This is a genomic window from Streptomyces sp. NPDC058872 (assembly GCF_042743065.1).
Taxonomy (GTDB): domain Bacteria; phylum Actinomycetota; class Actinomycetes; order Streptomycetales; family Streptomycetaceae; genus Streptomyces.
On the sequence record NZ_JBHYMK010000022.1, the window covers coordinates 96015 to 115945 of the forward strand.

General features: G+C 69.2%; 19 protein-coding genes. 11 read left to right on the forward strand and 8 right to left on the reverse strand.

Annotation, left to right across the window (positions count from 1 at the left end; translation table 11 throughout):
- Window positions 1-103 precede the first annotated feature (103 nt).
- The gene (locus tag ACFW22_RS16750; RefSeq protein WP_386404337.1) at window positions 104-1546 is read left to right on the forward strand and encodes a dihydrolipoyl dehydrogenase family protein; all 1443 of its coding nucleotides are present in this window, start codon (window positions 104-106) and stop codon (window positions 1544-1546) included.
- A gap of 7 nt (window positions 1547-1553) precedes the next feature.
- On the opposite strand, the gene ACFW22_RS16755 is transcribed toward ACFW22_RS16750, so the two are convergent.
- Window positions 1554-2198 carry a TetR/AcrR family transcriptional regulator gene (locus tag ACFW22_RS16755; RefSeq protein ID WP_386404339.1) on the reverse strand — a complete coding sequence of 215 codons (645 nt, stop codon included), beginning with the start codon at window positions 2196-2198 and terminating at the stop codon, window positions 1554-1556.
- 172 nt (window positions 2199-2370) lie between these two features.
- Here ACFW22_RS16755 and ACFW22_RS16760 point away from each other — a divergent pair, with 172 nt between their 5' ends.
- Window positions 2371-3777, forward strand: coding sequence for a purine-cytosine permease family protein (locus ACFW22_RS16760; protein WP_386404342.1), 1407 nt, complete (start codon window positions 2371-2373; stop codon window positions 3775-3777).
- Between the two features lie 117 nt (window positions 3778-3894).
- Window positions 3895-5556 (forward strand): amidohydrolase, encoded by a 1662-nt coding sequence (locus ACFW22_RS16765; protein ID WP_386404345.1) that lies wholly within the window; start codon window positions 3895-3897, stop codon window positions 5554-5556.
- Window positions 5557-5605: 49 nt separating this feature from the next.
- Here ACFW22_RS16765 and ACFW22_RS16770 read toward each other — a convergent pair whose 3' ends face one another.
- The 4 genes from ACFW22_RS16770 to ACFW22_RS16785 form a co-directional block, all read right to left on the reverse strand.
- Window positions 5606-6493, reverse strand: coding sequence for a F510_1955 family glycosylhydrolase (locus tag ACFW22_RS16770; RefSeq protein ID WP_386404348.1), 888 nt, complete (start codon window positions 6491-6493; stop codon window positions 5606-5608).
- 87 nt (window positions 6494-6580) lie between these two features.
- Complete coding sequence (locus tag ACFW22_RS16775) at window positions 6581-7246, reverse strand: DUF305 domain-containing protein (RefSeq protein ID WP_386404351.1); 666 nt, start codon at window positions 7244-7246, stop codon at window positions 6581-6583.
- A 95-nt stretch (window positions 7247-7341) separates the two neighbouring features.
- On the reverse strand, window positions 7342-7728 hold the full coding sequence (locus tag ACFW22_RS16780) for a hypothetical protein (RefSeq protein ID WP_386404354.1): 387 nt from the start codon (window positions 7726-7728) through the stop codon (window positions 7342-7344).
- Window positions 7729-7842: 114 nt separating this feature from the next.
- The gene (locus tag ACFW22_RS16785; protein WP_386404357.1) at window positions 7843-8187 is read right to left on the reverse strand and encodes a tetratricopeptide repeat protein; all 345 of its coding nucleotides are present in this window, start codon (window positions 8185-8187) and stop codon (window positions 7843-7845) included.
- A 104-nt stretch (window positions 8188-8291) separates the two neighbouring features.
- Between ACFW22_RS16785 and ACFW22_RS16790 the strand changes: the two genes are divergently transcribed.
- Window positions 8292-9257 carry a pirin family protein gene (locus ACFW22_RS16790; protein ID WP_386404360.1) on the forward strand — a complete coding sequence of 322 codons (966 nt, stop codon included), beginning with the start codon at window positions 8292-8294 and terminating at the stop codon, window positions 9255-9257.
- Window positions 9258-9384: 127 nt separating this feature from the next.
- On the opposite strand, the gene ACFW22_RS16795 is transcribed toward ACFW22_RS16790, so the two are convergent.
- The 3 genes from ACFW22_RS16795 to ACFW22_RS16805 all read right to left on the reverse strand — a co-directional run bounded on the left by ACFW22_RS16795 (window position 9385) and on the right by ACFW22_RS16805 (window position 12152).
- Window positions 9385-10557 carry a transposase gene (locus ACFW22_RS16795; protein ID WP_386404363.1) on the reverse strand — a complete coding sequence of 391 codons (1173 nt, stop codon included), beginning with the start codon at window positions 10555-10557 and terminating at the stop codon, window positions 9385-9387.
- Window positions 10558-10627: 70 nt separating this feature from the next.
- Window positions 10628-11683: an IS3 family transposase gene (locus ACFW22_RS16800; protein ID WP_386404366.1), complete on the reverse strand. Its 1056-nt coding sequence runs from the start codon at window positions 11681-11683 to the stop codon at window positions 10628-10630.
- Entirely contained in the window at window positions 11661-12152 is a 492-nt protein-coding gene (locus ACFW22_RS16805) for a group II intron maturase-specific domain-containing protein (RefSeq protein ID WP_386404369.1), read from the reverse strand. The genes ACFW22_RS16800 and ACFW22_RS16805 overlap by 23 nt, the downstream gene beginning before the upstream one ends.
- Before the next feature lie 30 nt (window positions 12153-12182).
- On the opposite strand from ACFW22_RS16805, the gene ACFW22_RS16810 reads away from it, so the two are divergent.
- The 7 genes from ACFW22_RS16810 to ACFW22_RS16840 all read left to right on the forward strand — a co-directional run bounded on the left by ACFW22_RS16810 (window position 12183) and on the right by ACFW22_RS16840 (window position 19849).
- On the forward strand, window positions 12183-14003 hold the full coding sequence (locus tag ACFW22_RS16810; protein ID WP_386404372.1) for a hypothetical protein: 1821 nt from the start codon (window positions 12183-12185) through the stop codon (window positions 14001-14003).
- A gap of 15 nt (window positions 14004-14018) precedes the next feature.
- Entirely contained in the window at window positions 14019-14489 is a 471-nt protein-coding gene (locus ACFW22_RS16815) for a hypothetical protein (protein WP_386404375.1), read from the forward strand.
- 376 nt (window positions 14490-14865) lie between these two features.
- On the forward strand, window positions 14866-15024 hold the full coding sequence (locus ACFW22_RS16820; RefSeq protein ID WP_386404378.1) for a hypothetical protein: 159 nt from the start codon (window positions 14866-14868) through the stop codon (window positions 15022-15024).
- Between the two features lie 80 nt (window positions 15025-15104).
- Window positions 15105-15245, forward strand: coding sequence for a hypothetical protein (locus tag ACFW22_RS16825; protein WP_386404381.1), 141 nt, complete (start codon window positions 15105-15107; stop codon window positions 15243-15245).
- A gap of 358 nt (window positions 15246-15603) precedes the next feature.
- Window positions 15604-16155 carry a DUF2690 domain-containing protein gene (locus tag ACFW22_RS16830; protein ID WP_386404385.1) on the forward strand — a complete coding sequence of 184 codons (552 nt, stop codon included), beginning with the start codon at window positions 15604-15606 and terminating at the stop codon, window positions 16153-16155.
- A gap of 8 nt (window positions 16156-16163) precedes the next feature.
- Window positions 16164-19157, forward strand: a complete 2994-nt coding sequence (locus ACFW22_RS16835; RefSeq protein ID WP_386404388.1) for a hypothetical protein — start codon at window positions 16164-16166, stop codon at window positions 19155-19157.
- Between the two features lie 32 nt (window positions 19158-19189).
- The gene (locus tag ACFW22_RS16840) at window positions 19190-19849 is read left to right on the forward strand and encodes a hypothetical protein (protein ID WP_386404391.1); all 660 of its coding nucleotides are present in this window, start codon (window positions 19190-19192) and stop codon (window positions 19847-19849) included.
- Window positions 19850-19931 lie beyond the last annotated feature (82 nt).

Sequence of the window (19931 nt, forward strand, 5' to 3'; positions counted from 1 at the left end):
TCGGGTCTCCTGGTGGTGGTCCTCACGGTTCCCTGGGGACTCGTCCGGCACAACGGCGTATCGAGCCGCGCTATTCCGAACCGCTCCCACCAGACTGGGAGCCATGACACGCATGGTGGAAGAGGAGCACGCCTACGACGTGGTCGTGATCGGCGCGGGCCCGGTCGGCGAGAACGTCGTCGACCGGGTGCGGGCAGCCGGTCTCAGCGCGGCGATCGTCGAGGGCGAGTTGATCGGCGGTGAGTGCTCGTACTGGGCGTGCATGCCCAGCAAGGCGCTCCTCCGTCCCGTCCTGGCCCGTTCCGACGCGCGGAAGGTCGCCGGACTGCGGAAGGCGGTGTACGGCCCCTTGGACGCGATGGAGGTCTTCGCACACCGGGACTCCGTCGTCGGGAACTGGAAGGACGACGGTCAGGTCGACTGGCTGGACTCGATCGGGGTCCGGGTGTTCCGTGGCCACGGCCGGCTCCGGGGGCCGCGCCGGGTCGAGGTGGCGGGCCCCGAGGGGGAGCTCCACCTGCTCACGGCCCGTCACGCGGTCGCCCTCTGCACCGGCACCCGCGCCCTCCTTCCCGAACTTCCGGGGCTGCCGGAGGCGCACCCGTGGACCAGCCGTGAGGCGACCAGCTCCGATCGGGTGCCCGAGCGGCTCGTCGTGGTCGGCGGCGGAGTGGTCGGCGTGGAGATGGCCACCGCGTGGCAGGCCCTCGGGGCGAAGGTGACCCTGCTGGTGCGGGGCCGGGGACTCCTGCCGCGCATGGAGCCGTTCCTCGGCGAGCACGTGGCGGATGCGCTCGCCCTGCGCGGGGCGGACGTCCGCACGGGAGTCTCGGTGAGTGCCGTGGTGCGCGACGGGGGCACCGGACCGGTCACCGTGGTGCTGGAGGGCGGTGACCACGTCGAGGGCGACGAGGTCCTCTTCGCGACCGGTCGCAGGCCGCGCACCGAAGACGTCGGCCTGGAGACCGTCGGCCTGACGCCCGGCTCTTGGCTCGACGTCGACGACAGTCTGCGGGTCACCGGCAGCGACTGGCTCTATGCCGTCGGGGACGTCAACCACCGTGCGCTCATGACGCACCAGGGCAAGTACCAGGCCCGCATCGCGGGTGCTGCGATCGCCGCCCGCGCACACGGCGATGCCCCTGCGGACACCGGGCGGTGGGGTGCGCACGCGGCCACGGCCGACCGCGCCGCCCTGCCGCAGGTCGTGTTCAGCGACCCCGAAGCGGCTGCCGTGGGGCTCACCCTCGCCGCGGCGGAACGCGCGGGCCACCGGGTGCGGGCCGTCGACGTCGACCTGCGGCAGGTCGCGGGCGCGGACCTGTACGCCCAGGGCTACCGGGGGCACGCGCGCATGGTCGTCGACCTCGACCGGGAGGTGGTCCTCGGTGCCGCCTTCGTCGGGCCCGGCATCGGAGAGCTCCTCCACTCGGCGACGGTCGCCGTCGCGGGGGAGGTTCCGATCGCCAGGCTCTGGCACGCCGTTCCCGCGTATCCGACGCTGAGCGAGGCGTGGCTGCGCCTCCTGGAGGCGTACCGGGGCTGATGCCGGGTCACCCGGCGGCGTTGCGGGCGGGCCCGCCGCCCTCGCCCGGGTACGGGGGGACCAGCGCGCGGGCCGCCGAGCGCGCGACCTCCAGGGCCGGCCGGGCGTCCCGGCCCGGCTCCTGTCCCAGGACCACCCGAGTGCTCAACCCGTCCAGCAGGGCCAGGAGTTCGGAGGCGCGGGCACCCGCGTCGAGCGGGGCGAAGCGCCGGCGTGCCACCCCCGCCGCCAGGAGGGCCTCCAGGTCCGCCTGCCAGGCCGCGTCGAGTTCCACCTGGGCCTCGCGGAGCCCTGCGTTGCCGGGCGTGCGGGCCCAGAGCTCGATCCACAGCGTCCAACGCGGGTCGCGGGGCCCGCGCGGAAGGTAGAGCCGGAGGAAGAGGTCGAGCTTGCGCTCGGCCGTGGTGCGTCGGCCGAGGAGCGCGCGTCGTTCCTCGGCCAGTGCCGCCTCGCTCCACCGGAGGGCCGCCAGCAGCAGGAGGTCCTTGCTGCCGAAGTAGTAGAGGATGTGGCCGCCGCTCGTCCCGAGCCGCTCGGCGAGCGCCGCCATGGTGAGGGACGCGAGGCCGTCCTCGGCGATCGCCGCCATGGCCTCTTCGAGCATCCGCTCCTGGGTGACGTTCCCGTCCCTCCGTCGTGTTGAGCCTGCCACTGCCGTCGTCCCCGTCCTGTGCGTCGCGCGCGCCGCGACTCCGCCGTCTGCGGGATCGACCTTAACCGCACCCTCCTCGGGTCTTGACGCGCCCCGAACCCACCCCGCATCTTGAATGACGTTCTAAAACTTAGAACGTCATTCAAATTTTTCTCCACGAGAGGAGTGCGGTGTGCTCGCACGCGACACGGCGCCCGTGACCACGGACCGAACGGCGACCGACGAGGTCTTCCAGGTCGAGGAGCACGGCATCGACCCGATCCCCGATGCCGAGCGGCACGGTGACGCCAAGGACGTCTTCTGGCTCTGGTTCGGCTCGAACCTCACCTTCACCTACGTCATCAACGGCGCCCTCGCCGTCGCCTTCGGGCTCTCCTTCTGGCAGGCCACCGCCGTCGTGGTGGTGGGCGGCCTCGCCTTCCTGGTCATCGGCGCCGCAGGGCTCAGCGGAGTCCGCACCGGCACCGCCACCCTCGTCATCTCCCGCGCGGCCTTCGGGCGCCGCGGCAACTGGCCCGCCGGCCTCCTCAACTGGATCGTCAGCATCGGCTACACCATCGTCAACACCGTGGTGGGCACCCTGGCGCTCGAAGCCTTCTTCGCCGACCTCGGCTGGAACGGCGGACACGCAGCCCGGGCCCTCGCCCTCGTCGTCACCCTCGCCCTGACCTTCGCCGTCGCCCTCTGGGGCCACGCCACCGTGCAGTTCGCCGAACGCTGGATGGCCTACGTCCTCGCCGCGGGCTTCGCCGCCCTCCTCGTCCTGCTGTTGCCCGGCGCCGACACCTCAGCCCCCGCCGCCGCACCCGGAGCCTCGGGCTGGAGCCTCGCCTTCGTCGTCATGCTCGCCGGCCCCTTCTCCTACCTCCCGATGCCCGCCGACTACACCCGCTACCTCCCCCGCACCACCCGCCTCAGAGCCGTCACCTGGAGCGGCGCCCTCGGTGGCTTCCTCTCCTCCGTGGCCCTCGGCGTCGCCGGAGTCGCCGCAGCGACCCAGGTCGACATGACCGACGCCGTCGCGGGCACCGAGAGCCTCCTCCCCGGCTGGTTCCAGCCCCTCTTCCTCGCGCTGGTCCTCGGCGGCTCCGTCACCAACTCGATCATCACGCTCTACTCGTCGAGCCTGAACCTCCAGGTCCTCGGCATCCCCTGGACCCGGGCCCGCGCCATCGTCATCAGCGCGGCCGTCACCGCGGCGGGCTCCCTGGGCGCCCTCTTCCTCGCCGACTTCACCACCTCGCTCCTCTCCTTCCTCTCCCTCCTGATCATCGTCTTCGCCCCCTGGGGCGGGGTCTTCCTCGCCGACATGGTGCTCCGCCGCTGCACCTACGACACCGATGCGCTGCACGCCGACGGAAGCGGCGCCTACTGGTACCGGTCCGGCTGGCACCCGGCCGGCACGGCCGCACTCCTCACCGGACTGCTCTTCTCGGCGCTGACCTGCGACTCCGAACTGTGGACCGGTCCGCTCGTCGCTCCGCTCGGCGGCGCGGACCTCACCCTGCTCGGCTCGGTCGTCTCCGCCCTCACCTATGTGTTCCTCGCCCGCGGCCGGGTCACCCCGGCCACCTCCTGAACGCCCGCCACCCGCCCTGCACGGGGCGCGCTCCCGTGCCTCGGCACGCACGGCCACGCTCCCGATCGGTGCCCCGGCCCGCCCCACCACCACCCGTACGACACGGAGCCACACCCCATGAACCGCACCGCCCCCGCCGACCTCGTCCTCACCGGGGCCCGCATCCACACCGTCGACCCCGGGCTTCCGGAGGCCCAGGCCCTCGCCGTCCGTGCCGGTCGCATCGCCTGGGTCGGCTCCGATGCCGGAGCCGACGCCTGGACCGGACCCGACACGCGGGTCCTGGACGCCGCCGGGCGCCTCGTCCTGCCCGGTTTCGTCGATGCCCACAACCACGTCCGCCTCGGCTCCGACGACGCCTGCGTCCAACTCGCCGGCGCCGGCGACCTCGACGAGATCCACCGGCGCATCCGCACCTGGCACGCCGCCCATCCGGACGCTGAGTGGATCGAAGCCGAGGCCTTCGACTACTCGGCCGTCCCCGAGGGGCGGATGCCCACCGCCGCCGACCTGGACCCGGCCACCGGTGACACCCCCGCCCTCGTCCTCAGCTACGACGTCCACACCGCCTGGCTCAACACCGCCGCCCTCCGCCGCCTCGGCATCGACCGCCACCACACCGACCTCCCCTTCGGGCGGGCCGTCACCGATCCGGCCACCGGCGAACCCACCGGCTTCGTCAAGGACTTCGCCGTCAAGGGCCTCTCCCGCGAAGGCCATCGCGCCCTGCGCGCGCTCGGCCTGCCCTGGGCCTCGCCGGACCGCCAGTACGCACGGCTCGCCAAGAGCCTGGACGACGCCATCGGCTACGGCATCACCACCGTCGTCGAGCCGCAGAACTCCCTCGACGACCTCGCCCTCTTCGAGCGCGCCCGCGCCGAGGGCCGACTGCGTTCCCGGATCGTTGCCGCACTCTTCCACCCTCGCGGCACCACCACCGCGGACCTCGACGCCTTCCGGGCCGCGGCAGCCCGGTACGCCGACGACCGGTTCCGGGTCGGTCCGCTCAAGCTGTACATCGACGACGTCGTCGAGCCCCGTACCGCCGCGCTCCTGGAACCGTACGCCGGCTGCTCCCACCACCGGGGCGACACCTTCTATCCGGCCGAGGAGTTCGCCGAGCTGCTCACCCGACTCGACGCGCGCGGCTTCCAGTGCTTCGTCCACGCCACCGGCGACCGCGGCATCCGCACCGTGTTGGACGCCGTGGAACGGGCGCGCGCCGTCAACGGGCCCCGCGACGCGCGCCACCAGATCGTCCACGTCGAATGCCTCGACCCCGCCGACACCCCGCGCTTCGCCGCCCTCGGAGTCGTCGCCTGCATGCAGCCCCGACACGCAGCCCCGGACATCGCGGGCCCCGGCCGGGACTGGGCCGAGAACGTCGGTCCGGAACGCTGGCACAAGGCCTGGCCGCTGCGCAGCCTGCACGCGGCAGGAGCGGTCCTCGCGCTCTCCAGCGACTGGAACGTCGCCGAGATGGACCCCATGGTCGGCATCCACGCAGCCGTCACCCGCCGTCCGCCCGGAGGCGGCGAGCCCTGGACGCCGGGCGAGACGATCGACGTCGCCACCGCCGTCGAGGGCTACACGATGGGCTCCGCCCACGCCAACTTCCTCGAACACGAGCGGGGGTCGTTGACGGTGGGGAAGCTCGCCGACTTCGTCGTCCTCTCCCGCGACATCCTCCGCGTGGACCCCGAGGAGATCCCGGGCACGGTCGCGGAGACGGTGGTGGTCGGTGGGGAGGTGGTCGTCGAGCGGCGCGGCGGCGCGTGACGGACGGGGCCTTCCGCCCGCTCCCCGGGCGGGCGGAAGGCCTCGCTGCTCAGTGGCCGTCGTTCCCGGGCTCCACCGCCATGCGCCGGTCGAAGCCACGGCCCCCGTCCCGTGACTCGTACACCCCGTCCTGGGTGGCGACGAACAGCCGGCTGCCGTCCACGGCGGTGAGCGCCTGCGGAGCTCCGCCCGGCACGGCACCGACCCTCTCCCAGGCGGTGCCGTCGGAGGAGCCGCGGAAGAGGACGCCGCTCGGGTCGATGCCGAACGGAGCGTCAGCAGTCCCCCAGGAGACGTACGCCAGGACCGGACCGGAAGCCGCCCCGAAGGTCCGGCCACCGTCCGTGGAGCGGACCACGCCGGTCTCGGTGGTGGCGAGGACGGTCCCCGGCGCGTCGGGGGAGACCGCGATGTCGAGTGCGCGCAGGGTCGCGCGGTCCTCCCAGGCGACCCCGTCGGAGCTCACCCGCAGGAGGCCGGCGGCGCTGTCGTAGCCGTAGACGGTGGAGTCGGACGCGGTGTCGAGGGCATGGAAGTCGACCTTCCCCGCGAGCGACTTCTCCTGCCAGCTGAGGCCGGAGTCCGTGGAGGCGATGAGTCTGAGGTCGGCGGGTCCGTCGCTGCCGGGCGCAGGGTGTCCGCTCGCGAGGAAGGCGCCCGCATCGGTGACCGTGAAGCCCATGAAGTCGTCGCGCCGGTCACCGACCGGGGTCGGCCTGCCTTCGGGGTCCGGGGTGTGGAGCCCCTGGTGGGTGGCGACGTAGAGGGTGTCGTCGTGCAGTCCTAGGCCGTGGACGTGGCTGAGGACCGGGTCGGATCCGGCTCCGTCGACGGTGTTCCCGGAGGAGCAGGCGCCGAGGGCCAGGGCAAGGACGACGGCGCCGAGGGCAGCGCCGATGGAGGCGGCCGGGCGGCGGCCGGAAGAGGTCGTGTTCATGGTTCCTTCGCCGAGGGGGCGGGGGAGGGCACGGCGGCTCGTCCCCCCACGGGGACGCGCCGCGACGTGCGGGGTGACGGGGAGCTGTCAGAGCCGGTCGAGGATGGTCCGCAGTTGCCCGATTTCAGCGGACTGCGTCCGGACGACGTCGTCGGCGAGCTCCTTGGCCGTGGGGTTGAGACCCTTCCGCAGCTCGTCCTTCGCCATGGCGACGGCTCCGTCGTGGTGGGCGGTCATCAGCTCGGCGAACGCGCGGTCGAAGGCCTCGCCCTCGGCTGCGGCCAGGCGCTCCATGTCCTGCGCGGACATCATCCCGGCCATGCCGTGTCCGGAGCCGTGCTCGGCGGCCCCGGGGGCACCCCAGCCCTTCAACCAGGCCTTCATCTTCTGGATCTCCGGGTCCTGGGCCCGTTCGATCGCCGCCACCAGTTTCTTGACCTCGGGGTCCGAGGCCCGGCCGTCGGCGAGCCTCGCCATCTCCAGGGCCTGCTCGTGGTGGGGGATCATCATCTGCGCGAACATGACGTCCGCGTCGTTGAAGGCGCCGGGTGCGGCGGCGCCGCCGGCGACGGTCTCGGGGGAAGCTGCTGCGTTCGGGGAGGCGGCCACGTCCGGAGAGGCGGCGGAGGTGCGGCCGTCGTTCCTTCGCGCGGTGTCGTCGTCGGTGCCGCAGGCGGCGAGGAGGAAAGCCGCTCCGGTGACGGCGCCGACGAGGGCGAGCCGACGGGTGGTGGGACGGATGGGGGCACGCATGGCAGAGGTACCTCGTGTGGTGTTCGTGCGTACGGAAAGGACTGACCGGGTGGGGGTACGGGCGGCCGGGGGGCGGCCTGTGACGGCGGTACGGTCTAGATCCGCAGGACGGACGAGCGGGCGAGGTGCAGGGGGCGGAGCGGCGGAGCGTGCGGGCCGAGCGGGGGCCGGAACCGTGCGAGGAGCAGGGCGAGCCGGTCGGGACGGCGCCGGAGCGCCGCCCTGACGAGGCCGGCCAGCAGCCAGGAGCCGAGCACGGCCACGCACAGCACGGTCAGGTCCGTGCCCGTGCCCGGCTCGTGCCGGGTGTCGGCGCTCCCCTGGCCGTGTACTGCGGAGACGTGCTCCGCAGCGATCCGGGGAGTGCCGTGATGAGGGGCGGAAGCGCCGCTCGTGTTCCCGCCCGAGCCCTCGGGGTGACCGACGGAGTGCATCAGGAACACCCCGAGCGCGAGCACGGCCACGAGCAGGAGGTGCGCCACCGCACCCCCTGCTCGCCCACGGCGTCCCGCCCGGTGTGTGCGCACAGTCATGACCTCCGCCGTGAAGATACCGTGCGGGGGTATCAGATCTGCGTGAGGAGGGTCAGGGCCGCGTCAGGAGGGCACCTCGCCCGCCATGGCCGCGGCCATCCGCAGGTGCGGTGCGGCCTCGTCGGCACGGCCCTGGCGCTCCAGGGTGCGTCCGAGCATCAACCGGGCGTAGTGCTCGACCGGGTCGCGCTCCAGGATCGTGCGCAGCTCGCCCTCGGCGCGGGACAGCTGGGCGGAGTGGTAGTAGGCCCTGGCCAGGAGGAGCCGTTGGGCCGTCTGGTCCGGGTGCTCGGCGACGAGGCCGCGGAGGATGCGGACGGCGGTTCCGTACTCCTTCGCCTCGAAGAAGAGCCGGGCCCGGTCCCAGCGCTCTCCGGCCGTTCCGAACTCGTAGTACGTGTCGCTCACTTGCCCAGCCTTTCCGGAGCCCCTGATCTGCCACCCTGTGAGGTGGTCGACCGGGTCAACACCACCATCCTGTTGAACATTCCACTAAGAATGGGTTGAGCCTCATGAGCAATCTTGATCGTCAGGCCGCGCTGACCGTGTGCGGCGGCCGGGGCTTCGTCGTCGCCGAGCCGGTGCGGGAGCTCCTCAGCCCCCGTCACGTCCGGCTCGGGGAGTCGACCGAGGTCCGCAGGCTGCTCCCGAACCTCGGCCGGCGGATGGTCGGCGCCTGGGCCTTCGTCGACCACTACGGCCCCGACGACATCGCCGACGAACCCGGCATGCAGGTCCCGCCCCACCCCCACATGGGGCTGCAGACGGTCAGCTGGCTCCACGAGGGGGAAGTCCTGCACCGCGACTCGCTCGGCAGCCTGCAGACGATCCGCCCGCGCGAGCTGGGCCTCATGACCTCGGGCCGCGCGATCTCCCACTCGGAGGAGAGCCCCCGGTCGCACGCCCGCTTCCTGCACGGAGCGCAACTCTGGGTCGCGCTTCCCGGCGCCCACCGCCACGTCGAACCGCACTTCCAGCACCATGCCGACCTCCCCCTGGTCACCGCGGCCGGTCTCGCCGCCACGGTGATCCTCGGAACGCTCGACGGCGCCGTTTCGCCGGGCACCGCGTACTCCCCCCTCGTCGGCGCCGACCTCGCCCTCGCCGCGGACGCCGAGGCCCTGCTGCCCCTGGAGCCCGACTTCGAATACGCGGTCCTCGCCATGTCCGGCGAGGCCTTCGTCGACGGCGTGCCCGTCCTGCCCGGTTCGATGCTCTACCTGGGCTGTGGTCGCGCCGAGCTCCCCCTCCGCGCCGTCTCGGACGCGGGCCTGATGCTCCTCGGTGGGGAGCCCTTCGAGGAGGAGATCGTGATGTGGTGGAACTTCGTGGGCCGCACGGACGAGGAGATCCGCGAGGCGCGGGAGGCCTGGATGACGGGCGACCGCTTCGGCGAGGTGAAGGGGTACGACGGTGCCCGCCTGGACGCCCCGGAGGTCCCGCCGACCCCGCTCAAGGCCCGGGGGCGGGTGCGCTGATCCGGGATTTCCTCCTCGTGCCCTCTTCTTCGCCGGGCGCAGGGCTCGGCCGGGGCGTTTGCGGTGCGGGACGACGAGTCCGGTGTTGATGCTAACTTGACTCTGTCGGTGATCTTGATGAGCGAGATCAGGTTCCGAGGGCCCGCCAGGACTTGGACCGGGGGATCTGATGCTGGTCGAGGTAGGTCTGGAAGGCGGTCGGCAGTCTCGGCGCGCGGGTTTCCTCCGCTGCTGCTTGGCTGCTGAGGCGTTCGATGTTCACGGCGATGGCCGTGAGGACGTGCTGTAGGTGGGCTTTCGGCTGACTGCGGTAGCGGCAGCGGCGCATGCCGTGGCCGTGGGCGAACTCGTTGACGGTGCCCTCGATGCCGGAGCGGACCGCGTAGCGGGCTTTCCGCTCGAGTGTCTGCTGCTCGGCTCGGACGCGGAGCTGCAGCTCGCGGAGCTCTCGTGGAGGGAAGCCCACGTTCCTGGCGGAAGCTTTGGTGCAGCGGGGTCGGTTCAAGCACGGCTGGCACTGGCCCTGGGGGAATCGCGCGACGATCAGGGGTGCACCGGCGAGCTCGGAGGTCGGGTAGGGGCCGTGCGAGCCGGCACTGACCTGGCCGTTCGGGCAGGTCACCTGGCGACGCTCGTAGTCGATGTGGAAGTCGTCCCGGCTGAAGCCCTCACCCTGGCGGTGCTGGCGGGTGGGGTTGACGGTGAGCAGGCCGCTGACGGTGACACGGTGTTCGCGGTCGGCCCGCTCCAGATGGATCAGGGAGGTGTAACCGCCGTCGACCAGATGCTCGGCGGGCAGCAATTGGCGGTGTGCCAGGCGAGCGTGGAGGCCGGGCAAGACCTGGGCGTCGCTGGTGGCGGCCGAGGTGGTGGCTACGTCCGTGATCACGTTGATGCTGCCGGGGTCGCATGTTTCGGTCAGGTGGGCGGCGAATCCCTTCCAGGCGATGATGTGCCCGTGGCGGACGTAACGAGCCGTGACGTCATAAGGCGAGACGACCGCGGGAGCGGAAGTGGGTAGCCCGCCGTCCTCGGCGGTGCACCAGCGCAGACGGCCCGCCGCGTCGCGGTAGTAGTTCTGCACGACAACGCATCGCAGCGCCTCGGCCTGCGGTCCGGGTCGGCAGCTCGGCCCGTGCCGGTGGAGGTGTTCCAACAGGCGGCAGGCGTCCTCGCCGGCGGCCAGGATCCTCGTCTTCGGGCGGGTGGGGTTCTTGCCCAGCCGGACCGGGCGGCCCCAGTCCTCGTCGAGCAGGCCGGCCAGGAGGTGCCCCGCCGTGCGGGCTGTCTCCTCCAGCATGGCGCGGACCGCCTCGGTGACCAGCTCCAGCCGGGTCAGATCCTGAACCGCCCCGGGTTCGGTAGAGATCTCAGATTGTGGTTGTGACCTGGGGTTTCGTGGTTGTCAGGTAGTAGTTGGTCTCGTATTCGATGGGTGGGGCGTGGCCTATCTCGCCGTGCAGGCGTCGGTGGTTGTACCAGTCGATCCACTCGGCGGTGGCCAGCTCAACCTGGGAGAGAGTCTTCCAGGGTCGCTGGGGCTTGATCAGCTCGGTTTTGAACAGGCCGATCGTGCTCTCCATCAGAGCGTTGTCGTACGCATCGCCGACGGAGCCGATCGAGGCCGCGATGCCGGCCGCGTCCAGATGCTCGGCCAGCTTGAAACGGGTGTATTGGCTGCCCGCATCGCTGTGATGGATCAACTCGCCCCGGACGTCGAGTTGTTCATCGCGGTCGCGCTGCCACAGCGCCATCTCCAAAGCGTCCAGGACGAGCCGGGTCCCCTTCGACGTGGCGACGGACCAGCCGACGATCCGGCGGGAGAAGGTGCCCACGACGAAGGCGACGTAGACCACATCGGCCCAGGTCGCCACGTGCGTGAGATCCGCGACCCAGCAGCGGTTCGGCGCGGTGGCGACGAAGTCGCGGTCCACCCGGTCCGGTGCCCGCTCGGCCTGCTGGTACGGGATCGTGGTGATGGCCTTCTTGCCACGGACGGCGCCGGCGATGCCCAGCTCGCGCATCAGGCGCTCGACGGTGCAGCGGGCCACCGCGTGACCCTGCCGGTTCAGCTCCCGCCAGACCTTCCGGGCCCCGTAGACGCGGTAGTTGCCGGTGTGGACCTGGCGGATCAGCTCCTTGAGTTCCGCATCCCGCACGGTACGGGCGGACGGAGCGGCCAGTCGTTTCCTGTGGGCGTAGTAGGTGGAAGGGCCGATCTTGCAGTCGTGTGCGGTGAGCGTCCTCCAGATCGGCTTGACCCCGCCGAAGCGGTCCCGGTGCTCGTCGATGAACGCTACGAGCGCGTGCGTGGCCGGTCGGTGAAGTCGGCCCGGGACGCGGTGCCAGCCCGCAGGGTTGGTCCGTTTTCCCGGGCCGCTTCCCGAACCCGGCGTGCACCTCTCAATGCACCGGGCTCTCCACAAGCCCCGTCGGGACGATGTGCTCCTCGTCGTCGGCGACGGGCCAGGGCGAGGGGATAACTGATCCCCGGTAGCGGTAGCGGGTCGTGCCTACCTGCTCCAGGTTGATCAGCTCCCTTCGTTCGCTGGCGGGCCACCATCCACCGCCGCAGCAGCGGAGGCGGATCTCCTTCCAGGTGGACTTTCGGTGTTTGCGCCGAAGCCATCGCCAAACCGACTCCCACAGATAGGAGTTGAGGTAGGCGAAGACCGCGGAGGACACACCTGCCCGGAAGTAGCCGCACCAGCCCCGCAGCATCACGTTCAAGCGACGCAGCAGGTCATCGAGCGGCTGGTTCACCTCGACCTGTCGGCACACCGCCTTGATCTTCCGCTTGACGGGGAGGACCGGCTCGGCAATGAGGACGCCTCCGCGGCGGCACGCCCGCAGCACTGGCCGTACCCCGAGAAGGTCCTCGGCTTCGCCGCGCACCCGCCGTCCTTCCTGGAGTCACCAGGCGTCATGGTGGCCGCGTTCCGCGCCGCCTGGTGGAACGGCACCACCGAGGACGCCACCGTCCAGGGCTCGACCAAGTGGAACCGAGCCCGCGTGAAGCCGCCGGAGGACCTCTTCTGCGGCGTCTACAACTGGTGCGAGCCGTCCAAAATCTCCGATGGCGCCTCCAACGATCCGGGCGCAGGACCCTGCACCCGTGCCGACCACAAGTGCTGGTTCCACCTGCCCGTCCAATGGAAGAGCGACTGCTCCTATTCCTGCGGCAACGAGCTCTTCCGCTTCACCTCGCCGAACTACGACACCGAGCAGGCCGACGGCACCGCGTATCCGCCCAACTGCTCCCGCAGTGACCTGCCCTCCGGTGCGCTCATCGTCGACGACGTCCCCAGCGGCACCCCATCCGTCCGACCGGCCTGTACCAACAGCAAGTGGACCAACTCCGGCACCTTCACCGCTGACTTCCGGGGTGAATCGGGCATCGCCCACGACAAGACCGCCTCGACGGTCTACCCAGGAAAAATTGACCTGCATCAGCTGGGCGCGGGCTTCGGCGGCCACTTCTACTTCGGCCACACCCGAGATAACGACGCCAAGGGCACCCGCCTCAACTTCACCGGTACCTGGACCCTGAACCAGCCCCGCACCGACTGGATGCGCGTCCTCGTGCACCTGCCCGACCACGGCGCGCACACCCAGCAGGCTCGCTACGACATCGACACCGGCAGCGGCTCGTTCTCCCGCCACCGGTACGTCAACCAGAAGCGCCGGGCCAACGGCTGGATATCCCTCGGCTCGTTCCAGATGAACGGCGTGCCTCGGGTACGGCTCACCACGGAGACCGAGGACGGCACCGGGGACGACGACGTTGCCTTCGACGCCGTCGCATTCCAGCCGCTGCCGGGCAAGCCTCAGCAGGTCGTTCAGATGGGCGACTCTTACTCCTCCGGTGAGGGAGCCGGCTCGTACGCCAAGGAGTCCGACAACGACGTCAACACCGCCTCGCGCTGGAACGCCTGCCGCCGCAGCGCCAATTCCTGGGTCCGCAAGACGACCCTGCCAGGCCGCTCTGCATCGATCGGTACCCTTGCCGACAACTTCTCCTCAGAGCTGGAGTTCCAGAACGTCTCCTGCTCCGGCGCGCGCTCCTGGCAGATGGAGACGGGTCACGCCGTCGATGGCAACGGCAACGAGGTCTGGGGGACCGATGGCAACTTCCACGAGAGGTTCCAGGTCGAGTCTGGTGTGCTCAGCAGTGACACCGACCTCGTGACTCTCACCGTTGGCGGCAACGACGCAGGCTTCCCGCAGGTCATGCAGGCCTGTGCCACGACCGGTTGCCCGGCCGAAGAGGGCGTCCACCGGGACATCGACAATGCCATGGCCGGGGTCGAGTCCGTCCTGCGGCTTATCGACAAGGAGACGGGCGGCCACGCGAAGATCGTCCTGCTCAGCTACCCGCAGATCTTCAACGAGAACTCGCTCACCTGCGTGAGCGGTGTTGGCGGCGCGGGCATGATCCGCATCAACGACAACGCCGTCTACATGGAGGGTAAGCAACGGGCGGTTGCCGACAAGCTCAAGGCGGAGGGGCTGCCGGTCTTCTTCGAGTCCGCCGACGCGGACTTCCAGGGTCGGCGAGCCTGCGACGACCCCGAGGGTATCCACAAGACGGTGGTCGCGGGGCAGGGACCCGGTGACTTCACGTGCAAACCCACCGATCCCAGCCAGTGGACCTGGTGCGTCAGCCGTGAAAGCTATCATCCCAACAACACCGGCACTTCCGCCTACTCCGCGACCTTCAGCCGCGCGGTGGGCAACCTCCCCTAGTAGCGACAGGATCCCGTGAGAGCAGAGCGAAAAGGAAAGACCGCCCCCTGGGTGAAGGCCCTGGGGGCGGTCCTACTCGTTTCCGTCTTGGCACTCGTCGCCGCGTTCGCCGTCGGCAGGTACCGCGAGGCCGGCCGTGAGCACGAAGCCTTCGAAGCGACCCAGGAGGATGCCCGTCGCTTTGCCGACGACCTCCTCGCCAGCAACGGTCGCGCGCCCACCGACCAGAACATACGGGATGCCCTTGAAGGGGCACCCGGCTTCGGGGCCCTCGTGGAGGCACGTCCCACGGCGGACGGCACCCGGCTCTTCGTCCAGTTCTCCCGCTCCTATGAACGGACCCTGACCCTCTTTGGTCCGTCCGACTCTCTGGCCACCCGCTGCTTCACCATCGACCTGCCGTCGACCGGCCCGTCTGGGCCCCGGATCGCGGCCCACGGGCCAGAGAAGTCCTGCGTGGCCGTGGCCGCCTCCACCCCAAACTGAGGGGAGCTGTCTCCCCGTCCGACATCCTCTCCGCCCGGTCCACGGCTCCACGGGCTGGAGCCGGCTCGTAGCGCCACGCCGACAAGACCTTCGTGCAGGACCTCGCGGTCAAGGTTGCGTCGGCACCGCTACTTATCGGTGCTGCCTGTACTGCAACGCTGTTGCGTTTGGGTTTGCAGATCATTAACCCGTAGCTTCCTGCTCGTTGGCTCGTTGGTGTGCTGCAGGCATTGGGTTGGAGCAACGGGCCGTGCTGGCAGCGAAGTTCGAGACGATCCTGCCACATTTGGATGAGCGTCAGCGTCGTCTGGTGCTGGGGGCGGAGGCGTGAATGGCTTCGTTGATTTCAGGCCTCCGTCGGTTTCCCCCGAGGTCCGTGACGGCGCAGGCCGACACCGCCATGGGGCGGCGTTACGGCATCTTGGATCTGGAGCAGACTAAGAAGTACGGCTATCACCCGCCACGCGAGATCCCCGAGACGCCCTACTGGGAACCGGCATCGGGCGCGGAGACGGCCGTCTTCACCGGCAAGTAGCCGGTACTCACCGAAGGTGAGTACCGGGGGAAGGATCTCCCGGAGGATGGCTGCCGGGGCGATGCCCGTCGTATGTTCCCATGCCGCAGTCCCTTGAGGCCAACAAGATCGAGGCCCAGGTCTTCGAGGAGTCCCGCACCGACGCGAACGTCGTAGCAGCAGTCGCCAAGTGGGCTTCTTATGTGAAGAAGAGTGGATTCGAGCGGAAGGGCCGCCCATGACAACAGCGGCGGTGTGATGGCGGTCTGAGCTCACGCGCAGCGAGAACGCCCTGGTCAACCCCACTCCCATTTCCCATGCCCCGAAACACTCCTGCTTCGACGCTCATCAAATTGGTAGTGAGTAGGTCAGCGGACACGTCAACTCTTATCTTCGTTGGCGGCTCTCAACCGAGAAATTCCAAGATCGAGGCTAGGTCGGCGCAGGCGGGCAGTAGCTCAACTCCCATTATTCGATTATGAGTTCGCGTAGGCTGTAGTGATCTTCTGGTGCCCAGGTTACGCCTGGGCAATCGAGACGATCGCGGTCATACATTCCGCGCTTGGCGCGACGCAGAAAGGAATACCTGAGGTGATGTGTGTGCACGACGTACGTAGATGGGGGCCGGCTGCCGCTGTTCTGACGCTGCTGGCCGGAGTTTTTCAGGGAGTTCAGGCTTCGCCGGCGGTGGCCGATGTCGGCTGCCGTAAGTCGAGCTGTTCGGGCGAGGACCCCATTCAGATGGGGTGCGACGCCGATGCCGAGATCCTTCATCAGGTGACCGAGACGGACGGCTCCGTCGCGATACGGCTGGTCTGGTCAGCACAGTGTCAAGCGGTGTGGGCAAAGGTCTCACGCGATCTCGACACGTCGCCCGACTACGTCTATCTGACCCTGTGGACGACGCGTGATCACGACGGCGGCGTCGAGAACTACGACACGGCGGGCCTTCTCGCTGACGGAGTGGCGGGCGCCTACACCAAGATGCAGAGCTGGAAGACCACGTCGGCGAAGGCGTGCTGGAACGACGTCCATTCCCAGTACGACCCCGCGCCGATGAAGTACTACATCACCGACCCCAACACCACCGGAGACAAGCCGATCGACCTGAGCCTCCCGGTCGAGCACGGTCGTTGCACGGATTGGCTGTGAGGATGATCATGAAAAAGACACGTCTCGGAAGATACTTCGCGATGAACCCGCTGCTGGCGATGAGCGTGGTGGCCGCCTCCGCCGTCTTCGTTCCGATGGCCACCGCGGAGTCCACGGTGGCCCCCGCCGCCGCGGACGCCACGTCTGCCCGCCTGTTCGACGCGCCCGCCAAGGACCTGGGGGTCGGCTACGCCTCCTCTTCGGACGCGATCGTGGAGGCCACCGGCGACGCCGAGGGATTACACATCCTCGCCGCGCGGGAGAGCGACGGATTCTCCTTCTACGAGATCGCCCGCCTCAACCGCAAGGACCTGTCCGACGTCGGCCCCTGGACAGGCTACGTCTGCACGACGGGGTCGGGGAATTACGCGGCAGCGGTCTACGCCCCGTCGGCCTGGTCGAACAAGCCTGGCGCGTACCACAACGGCGCGTTCGCCGCGGTGATCCGCCTCTCCGACGGCAAGGTCACCGAGGTTCCCGACCGGGTGCAGTTGGCGTACTTCACACCGGGCTGCGGAACGGGCGACGAAGTGGCGTTCACCAGCAGCTCGGCCACCGACACGTCCGTCGGCTCGACGACGGTGATATCGGTCGACGCGACCACGGGAACAGTGTCCTCCCGCCGCAAGCTCGGCGGTCACCTGACGCACGTCACACCCACGCAGGACGGCACCGTCGGCGTGCTCGGCGGCAACCTCGTCGACTTGAAGGGCGACGGCAAGAAGCTGTCCGCCCGCAAGCTCGCCGCGATGCCCGGCCCGATGTTCGCGCTGACCGCCTCTCAGCACGGCAGCGTGAACGTCGGCACGGTCGACGGCGAGAGCAGCGTCATCTCCCACTTCGACGGCAAGGGCTTCACCGAACTGGGTCGGGCCCCGAAGGGGAAGGTCAAGCTCCTTCCCGTGGCCGGCGGCGCCGCGGTCGTCGGTGAAGTGAAGGGGATCGACACGGACAAGGTTCCGGGGCTCTCCAAGCACGCGGTGGACGGCCGCGTGATCGGGATCTCCCGGCAGGGGCACCTGGTGACCAACTCGGTGTTCTCTGAGCAGATGAAGGGCATCGTCGCGGGCATCGGTTCGGCCTCGACCGAGGGCGTCGGATCGCTGACGGTCAAGGCCACCGCGGTCAGGACCGGTGCGAAGGCTACCAAGGTCGTGGACGCCGACCGCAAGCGGCCGAAGTCGAAGTCCTCGCTGTCGATGGGCCTGTCCGCGTTCACCGTGGTCCCGCCCGACGACGAAGAACCGAGCACCTGCGGTGAGGGCAACCCGGAATCAATGTGCCTATCCGGATCCGGCGCGCACATTCAGGGCAAGATCGCCTTCATGGAGAGCCCCTGCATCGTCAAGCGCAACGACCCCAAGCGCCAGGCGCTCCAGGCCAGCGCGAACATGGTCGAGTGGGCGGTCGACCAGGCCGTTCACGGGCGGCTGACCGTCACACGTCCGCAGAACTGGCACGACACCGGCCTCACTTCCTACACCCCGCAGGGTCTGTTCCCCAAGCCGGCGCTGACCGGCGGCGGCGAGATTCCTGCGCAGGTCATGCTGGGCATCCTCGCCCAGGAGTCCAACTTCAAGCAGGCGTCCTGGCACTCCATGTATGGTGACTCGGGCAACGTGACCAGGTCCGACTGGTTCGGAAACCTGAACGGCATCCACTACTACCCCGACCGGAGCAAGGCCGACTGCGGTTACGGCATTGCCCAGGTCACGACGGGTATGTCCGAGGAGCACGACACGCAGCTCGATCCCCTGCGTGCAGGCGCCGTCACCACGGACTATGCGGCGAACATCGCCGCAGGTCTGGGCATCCTGGCCGAGAAGTGGAACCAGCTCAAGGCCTTGGGTATGCATGCCAACGACGGCAACCCGGTCTACATCGAGAACTGGTACACGGCGCTGTGGGGCTACAACTCCGGCGTCTACACCAACGGAACCGTCGGCCTGGGGTACTTCAACAACCCGACCAACCCCCAGTACCCCGCCGACCGGCAGCCGTTCCTGCGCTACAGCTACGACGACGCCTCCAAGCCCGGCAACTGGAACTACCCGGAGAAGATCCTCGGCTGGGCGGAAGTACCACAGATGACCTGGAACGGTGCGGAGTCGTACTCCGAGGCGACCATGCCGCTCGGCATCATCAAGATGCCCCCGAAGTCCTTGTTCTGCTCACCGTCCGTCAACGCCTGCGACCCCGCCGCGGCCGACCCGTGCCCGACGTGGGACGCACAGTGCCGCTGGGGTGCCAGCGTGAACTGGATGGGCCCGCAGAGCACCGGAAACTCCAGCACCGAGAAGCTGAGCTACGAGCTCGGCTCGGCGGAACCCGCGCTCCAGAGCAAGTACGACCACGGCCCGTGCATCGACCACCCGAGCGCCTACTCGAACGCCATCATCGTCGATGACCTCGGAGAGCACGAGGACACCTACGGCTGCGGGGACTTCGAGGGTGGCTTCGACGGCAAGTTCACCCTGCAGGCCGGTGACAACGTCACCATCCAGCGGGCCGATGCCACTTACCGAGCAACGCCGTACATCGCCCCGATCGACGTCCACCAGCTCGGTGCCGGGTACGACCACCACCTGTACTTCACGCACAGCTACGACTACGACCAGTCCTTCCACAAGGTCACCGGCCGGTGGCAGGTCAACCAGCACCTGCTGCCCTCCGGGGACCAGTTCGGCAATCGCTATAAGATCTACCTTCACCTGCCCAGTCACGCCGCGGAAGCGGTCGTCCGGTACGACTTCTACCCGGGCGACAACACGGTGGGCGCGAAGCCCGACTACTGCAACGTGAACCAGGGATCCCGCAGTGCGGGCAAGGAGACCTGGTTTGAGATGGGCACCTTCACCTTCTGGAAGGGCGGCCGGATCGAGATGGATAACATCCAGAAGGGTGCCACCGGAGACGACAACGTGGTGTTCGACGCGATCGCCTTCGTGCCGTACAACTACGCTGACCCCGGTCCGTGCAGTCTCGTGGACGGTGGTGTGTGATCCGCGCCGCCATCCGTGTTTCCACTGTGCTGATGACCGTCGTCATCGGCACAGTCGGAGCCACCTCCTGCAGCGGGAACAGCCCGGCCCCGGAGGCGAGCGAGCGTCCTAAGTACACGGCGCCTCTCCCTGAGCCGTCCACCACGACGCGGACCGTTCCGAGCGTTGCTGATCTGCCCAAGCACGCGGTGTCCAGTGACAAGCGGCCCGAATTCGGTGTGGTCGACACGATGGCCACCGGATACACAGGGAAGGAATTCCTCGCCAGGCTTTCGAAGGACTGGAAACTGAAGCTGGACAAGCCCGTCGAGCAGGAGATGCCCGACGGGAAGAAGCAGACGTATGTCAACGGGCGCAGTGAAAGCGGGGAGACGCTCTCCGCCGGATACGCCGATCACGAGGACATGTCGTCACTTGTGTGCAGAACCGACTCGGATAGTTCCGACGGCCTGGAATTCCTGGCCGCCTGCACGGGATTGGACGTGGCGGGAGTCGACCACGGCAAGGCGTCCTCGTGGCTCCGGCAGGCGAAGAAGGAGACCGACTCCCTGTATGAGAAGAGGGTCGCCGCGACCGGTAACAAAAAAGAGTATGTCGTCAGCGGGGTGTTCGCCTCGGGGCCCGTGGTGATGGTTCTGCACCGGGCGTACCGCAAGTACTCGCTGAGGATTCTTGGAGGCGCGGTGGCGTAGCGCGAGCAGCCGATCTCACGATACGAAGGTCCCCGCCGGCGCCGGCGGGGACCTTCGTATCGTGAGATCGGCTGTACAGGGG

Excerpts from the sequence above, each read along its gene's own strand:
- ACFW22_RS16750 (WP_386404337.1), top strand. The coding sequence starts at position 104 with ATGACACGCATGGTGGAAGAGGAGCACGCCTACGACGTGGTCGTGATC.
- ACFW22_RS16765 (WP_386404345.1), top strand. The coding sequence starts at position 3,895 with ATGAACCGCACCGCCCCCGCCGACCTCGTCCTCACCGGGGCCCGCATC.
- ACFW22_RS16770 (WP_386404348.1), bottom strand. The coding sequence starts at position 6,493 with ATGAACACGACCTCTTCCGGCCGCCGCCCGGCCGCCTCCATCGGCGCT.
- ACFW22_RS16775 (WP_386404351.1), bottom strand. The coding sequence starts at position 7,246 with ATGCGTGCCCCCATCCGTCCCACCACCCGTCGGCTCGCCCTCGTCGGC.
- ACFW22_RS16790 (WP_386404360.1), top strand. The coding sequence starts at position 8,292 with ATGAGCAATCTTGATCGTCAGGCCGCGCTGACCGTGTGCGGCGGCCGG.
- ACFW22_RS16795 (WP_386404363.1), bottom strand. The coding sequence starts at position 10,557 with ATGCTGGAGGAGACAGCCCGCACGGCGGGGCACCTCCTGGCCGGCCTG.
- ACFW22_RS16810 (WP_386404372.1), top strand. The coding sequence starts at position 12,183 with ATGGTGGCCGCGTTCCGCGCCGCCTGGTGGAACGGCACCACCGAGGAC.
- ACFW22_RS16825 (WP_386404381.1), top strand. The coding sequence starts at position 15,105 with ATGCCGCAGTCCCTTGAGGCCAACAAGATCGAGGCCCAGGTCTTCGAG.
- ACFW22_RS16835 (WP_386404388.1), top strand. The coding sequence starts at position 16,164 with ATGAAAAAGACACGTCTCGGAAGATACTTCGCGATGAACCCGCTGCTG.
- ACFW22_RS16840 (WP_386404391.1), top strand. The coding sequence starts at position 19,190 with ATGACCGTCGTCATCGGCACAGTCGGAGCCACCTCCTGCAGCGGGAAC.